Source organism: Methylobacterium sp. WL120 (genome assembly GCF_008039465.1).
GTDB classification, from domain to species: domain Bacteria; phylum Pseudomonadota; class Alphaproteobacteria; order Rhizobiales; family Beijerinckiaceae; genus Methylobacterium; species Methylobacterium cerastii.
In genome coordinates, this window is the sequence record NZ_VRUT01000201.1 from 1 (window position 1) to 6,856 (window position 6,856).

At 72.3% G+C, this 6,856-nt stretch carries 6 protein-coding genes; 4 read left to right on the forward strand and 2 right to left on the reverse strand.

Translation table 11 applies throughout. From position 1 onward, the window contains the following. Positions 1-440: MucR family transcriptional regulator (locus FV229_RS23955; protein ID WP_281406749.1), on the reverse strand; the 440-nt coding region annotated here is incomplete at its 3' end. Between the two features lie 590 nt (positions 441-1,030). Here FV229_RS23955 and FV229_RS23960 point away from each other — a divergent pair. The 4 genes from FV229_RS23960 (at position 1,031) to FV229_RS23975 (ending at position 5,984) form a co-directional block, all read left to right on the forward strand. Continuing rightward, positions 1,031-3,664 (forward strand): bifunctional acetate--CoA ligase family protein/GNAT family N-acetyltransferase, encoded by a 2,634-nt coding sequence (locus FV229_RS23960; protein WP_147754348.1) that lies wholly within the window; start codon positions 1,031-1,033, stop codon positions 3,662-3,664. A gap of 58 nt (positions 3,665-3,722) precedes the next feature. Continuing rightward, positions 3,723-4,637: a LysR substrate-binding domain-containing protein gene (locus tag FV229_RS23965; RefSeq protein ID WP_147754352.1), complete on the forward strand. Its 915-nt coding sequence runs from the start codon at positions 3,723-3,725 to the stop codon at positions 4,635-4,637. Positions 4,638-4,790: 153 nt separating this feature from the next. Continuing rightward, positions 4,791-5,546, forward strand: a complete 756-nt coding sequence (locus tag FV229_RS23970) for a glucose 1-dehydrogenase (RefSeq protein ID WP_147754349.1) — start codon at positions 4,791-4,793, stop codon at positions 5,544-5,546. 39 nt (positions 5,547-5,585) lie between these two features. Beyond that, positions 5,586-5,984: a cupin domain-containing protein gene (locus FV229_RS23975; protein ID WP_147754350.1), complete on the forward strand. Its 399-nt coding sequence runs from the start codon at positions 5,586-5,588 to the stop codon at positions 5,982-5,984. Positions 5,985-6,069: 85 nt separating this feature from the next. Here FV229_RS23975 and FV229_RS23980 read toward each other — a convergent pair whose 3' ends face one another. Continuing rightward, the gene (locus FV229_RS23980) at positions 6,070-6,603 is read right to left on the reverse strand and encodes a DNA starvation/stationary phase protection protein (RefSeq protein WP_147754351.1); all 534 of its coding nucleotides are present in this window, start codon (positions 6,601-6,603) and stop codon (positions 6,070-6,072) included. Between the last annotated feature and the right edge of the window lie 253 nt (positions 6,604-6,856).

Here is a 6,856-nt window from a genome sequence, read left to right on the forward strand (position 1 = left end):
GCTTCGGGGGCGGCGGCCTTGCCGCGGGTCTTTCGGCGCTGCTGGCCGAGGCCCATCGTCTTGGCGAGTTCCGAGCGGGCGGCGGCGTAGTTCGGCGCCACCATCGGATAGTCGGCCGCGAGGTTCCACTTGGCGCGGTACGCGTCGGGGGTCATGTCGTAGCGCGTGCGCAGGTGGCGCTTGAGCGACTTGAACTTCTTGCCGTCCTCCAGGCAGACGATGAAGTCGGGCGTGACCGAGCGCTTGATCGACACGGCCGGCGTCGGCGGCTCGACCTTCTCGGCGACGCGACCGTTCCCGAGCTGGGCCAGCGTCGCGTGGACCGAGACGATCAGCCCGTTCAATTCCGGGACCGGGACGGAATTCTTGCTGACGAAGGCCGACACGATCTCCGCTGCCAGCGCGATGTAATCCGGCTCCATGCCGTTGTCGTTCATCATCGATCGTTTCCCCGGTCCGACTTCTTTCGACATGTCCGGCGTCGGCGCGACCCGAGAAGTGGGCAATTCTCAGCTGACGCCAGCTTGTCCAGGCAAGGCGGTTATGATGTCGAACATCCCGACGCAATACGCAAGGTCTGTTTCCGTTCGATTAGACTTGATCGAATGGTCTGTAACATGAAAAATCGAGTGTAGCGTGGTGGCCGGAGTGCAGTCGGTCCCCGCGCCGCACCGGTGTCCAGGGGCGCATGCCCTGGTCTAGGCGGCCGGACCCTGGGCGAGCCTCGGTATTAGCCATCGCGTCGCGGTTGCAGACACCCCAATACCCTCGCCCGCGAACCCGAAAACTTCGTTGTGGCGGCAACGATTTTGCGGTCGATTATCGCTGGAAAGCGACTCGCAGGACCCGTCCCGAGGCCCCGCCCGAGAAGAGGCTTGCCCTGGCGCGGCCGGCCCTATTTGAAGAAGCTCGCGGCGCCGACCTCGGCCTGCCCGCCGGATGCGCGCGGGCGATGCGGCCCGCAGGATGCCGGAGGATCGGCCGCGACCGCCCGCCGCCGGGCGCCCGGCCACCCGCACGGAGGCCCCGCGTGAGCACCTACCGCTTCGAGGCCCTGCTCACCCCGCGCTCGGTCGCCGTGGTCGGGGCGGGCGCCCGCGCCGGCTCACTCGGGCGCGCGGTGTTCGACAAGATCCGAGCCGGCGGCTTCGCTGGGCCGGTCCATCCGGTCCACCCGCAGGACGCGGAAGCCGACGGCGTCCCGTGCGTCGCGCGGATCGCGGATCTAGCCTCAGTGCCCGACCTCGCCGTGGTGGCGAGCCCGCCCGAAAGCATCCCCGGGATCGTCGCGGAGGCCGGGCGCGCCGGCGTGCGGGCCGCCATCCTGCTCACCGCCGGCCTCGGTACCGGGCCGGACGACCCCGGCCCGCGCGCGGCGCGGATCGCCCGCGCGCACGGCCTGCGCCTGCTCGGCCCCGACAGCGCGGGTCTCGCCGTGCCCGGCCACCGGCTCGACGCCAGCCTGCTCGCCCGCGCGCCGGCGGCGGGCGACCTCGCCCTGGTCTCGCAATCGGGCACGGTCGCCGGGGCGATCGTCGAGTGGGGCGCCCGGCACGGGGCCGGGTTCTCGGCGGTGATGGCGCTCGGCAGCGCCTGCGACGTCGACGTCGCCGACTGCCTCGACCACTTCGCCAACTGCATGCGCACCCGGGCGATCCTGCTGTGCCTCGACGGGGTGTCGGACGCCCGGCGCTTCATGTCGGCGGCGCGTGCCGCCGCGCGCACCAAGCCGGTGGTTGTCCTGCGCGCCGGCCGCCACGCCCGCGACGGGCGCGACCCCGAGACCCATACCGGCGCCCTGGCCCGGCCCGACGCGGTCTACGCCGCCGCGTTCCGACGGGCGGGCCTGCTCGCGGTGGAGGACCTCGACGCGATGTTCTCGGCCGCCGAGACGCTATCCCACCAGCGCCCGTTCGCGGGCAAGCGCCTCGCGATCCTCACCAACGGCCGCGGCATCGGCCTGCTCGCCGCCGACCGGCTCGCCGACCGCGGCGGCGTCCCGGCGGACGGGCCGGCGGTGGACCTCGGCATCACCGCCGACGGGCCGGCCTACGCCGCGGCCCTGGCGCCGATGCTGGCCGACCACGCCGGCGACGCGGTGCTCTCGGTCCACGTCCCAACCGCCCGCTCGGACGCCGCCGCGGTGGCGCAGGCGATCGCCGACACGGTGACGCAAACGCGCCGCGGGCAGGGGCGGAAAAAACCGGTCTTCGCGGTGTCCCACGGGGAGGAGGCCGCCGCGATCCTGGCGGGCGCCGGCATCCCGCACTTCTCCACAGAGTCCGAGGCGATCGAAGGCTTCCTCCATCTCGTGCGCTACCGCGAGGCGCAGGACGACCTGATGCGCACGCCCGGCTCCCTGCCGCGCGACTTCTCGCCCGACACGGAGGCCGCCGAGGCGATCGTCGCCGCAGCCCTGCGGCAAGGGGCGGCGTGGCTCGACCCCGTCGCGGTCGCCGGGCTGCTCGCCGCCTACGGCATCGAGACCGTGCCGCTGACGCTCGCCCCCGACATCGACGCGGCGGCGGCCGCCGCCTGGACGATCATCGCGGCCGGCGGGTCGGTGGCGCTGAAGGTCGTCTCGCCGGACGTGGTGCACAAGTCCGACATCGGCGGGGTGCACCTCGACCTCACCAGCGAGCAGGACGTCCGCGACGCCGCGCGCAAGATCCTGGTGCGCGCCCGGCGCGAGCGGCCCGACGCCCGCGTCACGGGTTTCGCCGTGCAGCCGATGGTGCGCAAGGGCCAGCGCCGCGAGCTGATCGCCGGGCTGGCCGAGGACCCGGTCTTCGGCCCCGTGGTGGTGTTCGGCCGCGGCGGAACGGCGGTGGAGGTGATCGACGACCGGGCGCTGGGCCTGCCGCCCCTCGACCTGGCGCTGGCCGACGACCTGATCGGCCGCACCCGCGTCGCCCGCCGGCTCGCCGCCTACCGCGACGTGCCGGCGGTGGACCGCGGCGCCATCGCCCTGACGCTGGTGAAGCTCGCCCAACTCGCCGCCGACCTGCCCGACGTGCGCGAGCTCGACATCAACCCGCTGCTCGCCGACGCGAACGGCGTCGTGGCGCTGGACGCCCGCGTGCGCCTGCGCGCCAGCCCGCGCCGGGCCGGCGGCCATCCGCGCTTCGCGATCCGCCCCTACCCGGCCGAATGGATGCGGACGCTGACGCTGAAGGGCCGGACGGTCGACGTGCGCCCGGTGCGGCCCGAGGACGAGCCGCTGTTCCAGGCGTTCTTCGCCACCATCGACCCGGAGGACGTGCGCCTGCGCTTCTTCGCCCCCGTGCGCGACTTCAGCCACGCCTTCCTCGCCCGCCTGACCCAGCTCGACTACGCCCGCGCCATCGCCTTCGTGGCCCTGGACGCGGGCGAGGAGGGCGCCAAGCGCATGCTCGGCGCGGTGCGCCTGCACGCCAACGCCGACGGCACCAGCGGCGAGTACGCGATCCTCGTCCGTTCCGAGGCCCGCGGCACCGGCCTTGCCCTCGCCCTGATGCGGCTGATGCTCGACTGGGCGGCCTCCGAGGGCATCGGCACCGTCGAGGGCACGGTGCTGGCCGAGAACCGCGCGATGCTCGCCGTCTGCCGCCGCCTGGGGTTTTCGCAAAGCCGCGACCCGGAGGACATGGGGGTGGTGAAGGTGCGGCTCGCGTTGCAAGGGTGAGGCCGCCCGCATCGAAAGGAGTCGCGTGCGGCCGCGCGATGTGAGCCTGCTCGCCCCCATGCGGATCAGCCGGACCGACCTCGCCGACCTCGGCACGTTCCTCGCCATCGCACGCCATCTCAGCTTTCGGCGGGCTGGGCTGGAGCTCGGCGTCAGCGCCTCGGCGCTGAGCCACGCGCTCAAGCAGATGGAGGCGCGCCTCGGCGTGCGGCTGGTCAACCGCACGAGCCGGAGCGTCACCCTGACCGCGGCCGGCGCAGACCTCCTCGCATCCCTGGACCAGCCCTTCGCGGCGCTCGGGTCGGCCCTCGACGGGCTCGATCGCCACCGGGCGCCGGGCGACGCCGTCGGACGGATTCGCCTCAACGTGCTCGAGCATGCGAGCACCTTGCTGCTCGCCCCCGTGCTGCCCGAGTTCGGCGCGCGCCATCCCCAGGTCGAGGTCGAGGTCCGGGTGTCCAACGACCTGGTCGACGTGGTGGAAGCCGGCGCCGACGCCGGCATCCGCTACGGCGGCACCGTGCCCCAGGATATGATCGCGCAACGCCTGTCGGCCGACCTGCGCTGGGTGGTCGTCGGCGCGCCCGCCTACCTGGACCGGCGCGGGACGCCCGATCACCCGCGCGACCTCGGCGAGCATCGCTGCCTGCGCATCCGGCTGGGCGACGACAGCCTCTACCGATGGGAGTTCGAGCGGGCGAGTGAGACGCTCGCCCTCGACGTGCCCGGCGCGGTGACCCTCGACAACACGCAGCTGGCGCTGGCCCTCGCGGCGGGCGGCGGCGGGCTCGCCTACCTCCCCGAGGCCTGCGCCGCGCCGTTCGTCACCGCCGGAACGCTGCGCATCGTGCTGGCGGAGTGGGCTCCGATGGGACCGGGCTTCCACGTCTACTATCCCGGCCCCCGCCAGCTGCCGGCCGGCCTGCGGCTGCTGATCGACCTGATCCGCACGCTGAGGCCCCTCGGCCTGTAGGCGTCCGCCCGTCCGGCGCGTTGTCGCCTTGGCGTTGAGTTCCGCTCATCGCTCCGTTGAGGCGCGGACGGGTGATCGCGGCAGCGCGGGACGCCTAGCTTCGGCCGACCGGCAAGCCCACCCGCTCGCCCCCCTCAGCCGAAAGCCGTCGCCATGCCGAGCCCACAGCGTTTCACCGGAAAGGTCGCCTTCGTCACCGGCGCCGCCAGCGGCATCGGCCGCGCCGCCGCGCTCGCCTTCGCGCGCGAGGGCGCCGAAGTCGCGATCGCGGATCGGGACGAAGCGGCGCTGGAGCAGGTGCGGGCCGAGATGGCGGGGACGGGCGCCGCGGTGCTGCCGATCCGCTGCGACGTGTCCCGGCCCGACGCGGTGGAGGCGGCGGTCGCCGGCACGGTCGCGCGGTTCGGGCGACTCGACTGCGCCTTCAACAACGCGGGCGTCGAGAACCGGGCGGCGCCCGTCCACGCGATCGAACTCGACGAATGGGACCGGATCCTCGACATCAACCTGCGCGGCACCTTCGTGTGCATGAAGCACGAGATCGCTCAGATGCTGCGCCAGGGCGGCGGCGTGGTCGTCAACACCTCCTCCGGCGCCGGCGTCAGGGGCGTCGCGGGAGGCGCGAGCTACGCCGCCTCGAAGCACGCCATGATCGGCCTGACCAAGTCCGCCGCGCTCGACTACGCCAAGGCGAACATCCGGGTGAACGCGATCCTGCCGGGCAACATCGCGACGCCGATGATGGACCGCTTCACCGGCGGCGACATCCAGAAGGCGATCGACCTGGAGCCGGTCGGGCGCCTCGGCAAGCCCGAGGAGATCGCCGAGGCCGTGCTGTGGATGAGCTCCGACCTCGGCGCGTTCGTGACCGGCGCCGCGATCGCGGTTGACGGCGGGTGGTCTCTCTGAGGCCCAACGGACCTCGATGGTCTGACGAAGGAGCGACGAATGGAAATCAAACGCAGCGGATCTCAGCCGTCCGGCCGGGGACCCGACGACTGGTTCACCGGTACCGTGCGGATCGACCCGCTCTTCACCGCCCCGGACCCTGCCCGCGTCTCCGGCGCGAGCGTGACGTTCGAACCCGGTGCTCGCACCGCCTGGCACACGCACCCGCTGGGCCAAACGCTGGTCGTCACCTTCGGCCGGGGCTGGGTGCAGCGCGAGGGTGGGCCGGTCGAGGAGATCGCGCCGGGCGACGTCGTCTGGTTCGAGCCGGGCGAGCGGCATTGGCACGGCGCGACGGCGACGAGCGCAATGACACACATCGCAATCCAGGAACGGCAGGACGGCGAAGTGGTGACGTGGATGGAACCAGTGTCAGACGCCGAGTACCAGCGCGGGTGAACCTCCTAGGCCGCGGAAGGCCTAACGAAAAAGGCTCCGCTTCCTCTCGGGAAGCGGAGCCTCGTCTCACGTCAGGCGAAAGGGCTTAGTGGCCGCCGTCGGTGGCGTTGCGGGTCGACTCGTAGAGGAACCAGGTGCGCTCCTCGGATTGGTTGATCCACTCCTCTAGGAGCGAGGTGGTCGAGACGTCGTTGGCCTCGTCCGTCACCTCGTGCAGCTCGCGCATGTTGGCGGTGAGCGCCTTGTTGTCGTCGCGCAGCTCCTTGAGCATGTCGAGCGGCGAGACGTACTCGGCGTCGTTGTCGGCGACCCGGGTCAGGGTCTTGGCTTGGCCGAGCGACTTCAGCGCGAAGCCGCCGATCTTGCGGGCGCGCTCGGCCACGTCGTCGACGATCGCGAAGATCTGCTCGGCCTGTTCGTCGAGCAGGAGGTGGTAGTCGCGAAAGTTCGGGCCGCTCATGTGCCAGTGGAAGTTCTTGGTCTTGATGTAGAGCGCGAACAGATCCGAGGTCAGAATCGCGAGGCCCTCGGCGATCTTCTTGGTGTCGGCCGGATCGAGGTCGGTCGGGGTGTTGAGGCGGTCGCTCTCGATGCGGGTGATGGGCTTGGCCTTCGCCATGGGGTGGCTCCGTTCTCGTTCGGTTGGGGGCGAACGCCGCGCAGCCGTGCCGACGGCTCCGGCGTTCCTCACCCGGCAGAATGAACGGTGGCGGCGATTGTTCCGGGGCCGGTCCGGGGCGCGGGGCAGGAGTGCCGCCCACGCACAGGCTGGAACCGTTCCAACTCTCTCCGCGGTCAGTTCGGGATCGTGCCGGGCGGCCGCGGGGCCGGGCCGTCGCCGAGCTGCGTCGCCGGCAGGCGCGGTGCGGGCC

Excerpts from the sequence above, each read along its gene's own strand:
- FV229_RS23975 (WP_147754350.1), top strand. The coding sequence starts at position 5,586 with ATGGAAATCAAACGCAGCGGATCTCAGCCGTCCGGCCGGGGACCCGAC.
- FV229_RS23970 (WP_147754349.1), top strand. The coding sequence starts at position 4,791 with ATGCCGAGCCCACAGCGTTTCACCGGAAAGGTCGCCTTCGTCACCGGC.
- FV229_RS23965 (WP_147754352.1), top strand. The coding sequence starts at position 3,723 with ATGCGGATCAGCCGGACCGACCTCGCCGACCTCGGCACGTTCCTCGCC.
- FV229_RS23980 (WP_147754351.1), bottom strand. The coding sequence starts at position 6,603 with ATGGCGAAGGCCAAGCCCATCACCCGCATCGAGAGCGACCGCCTCAAC.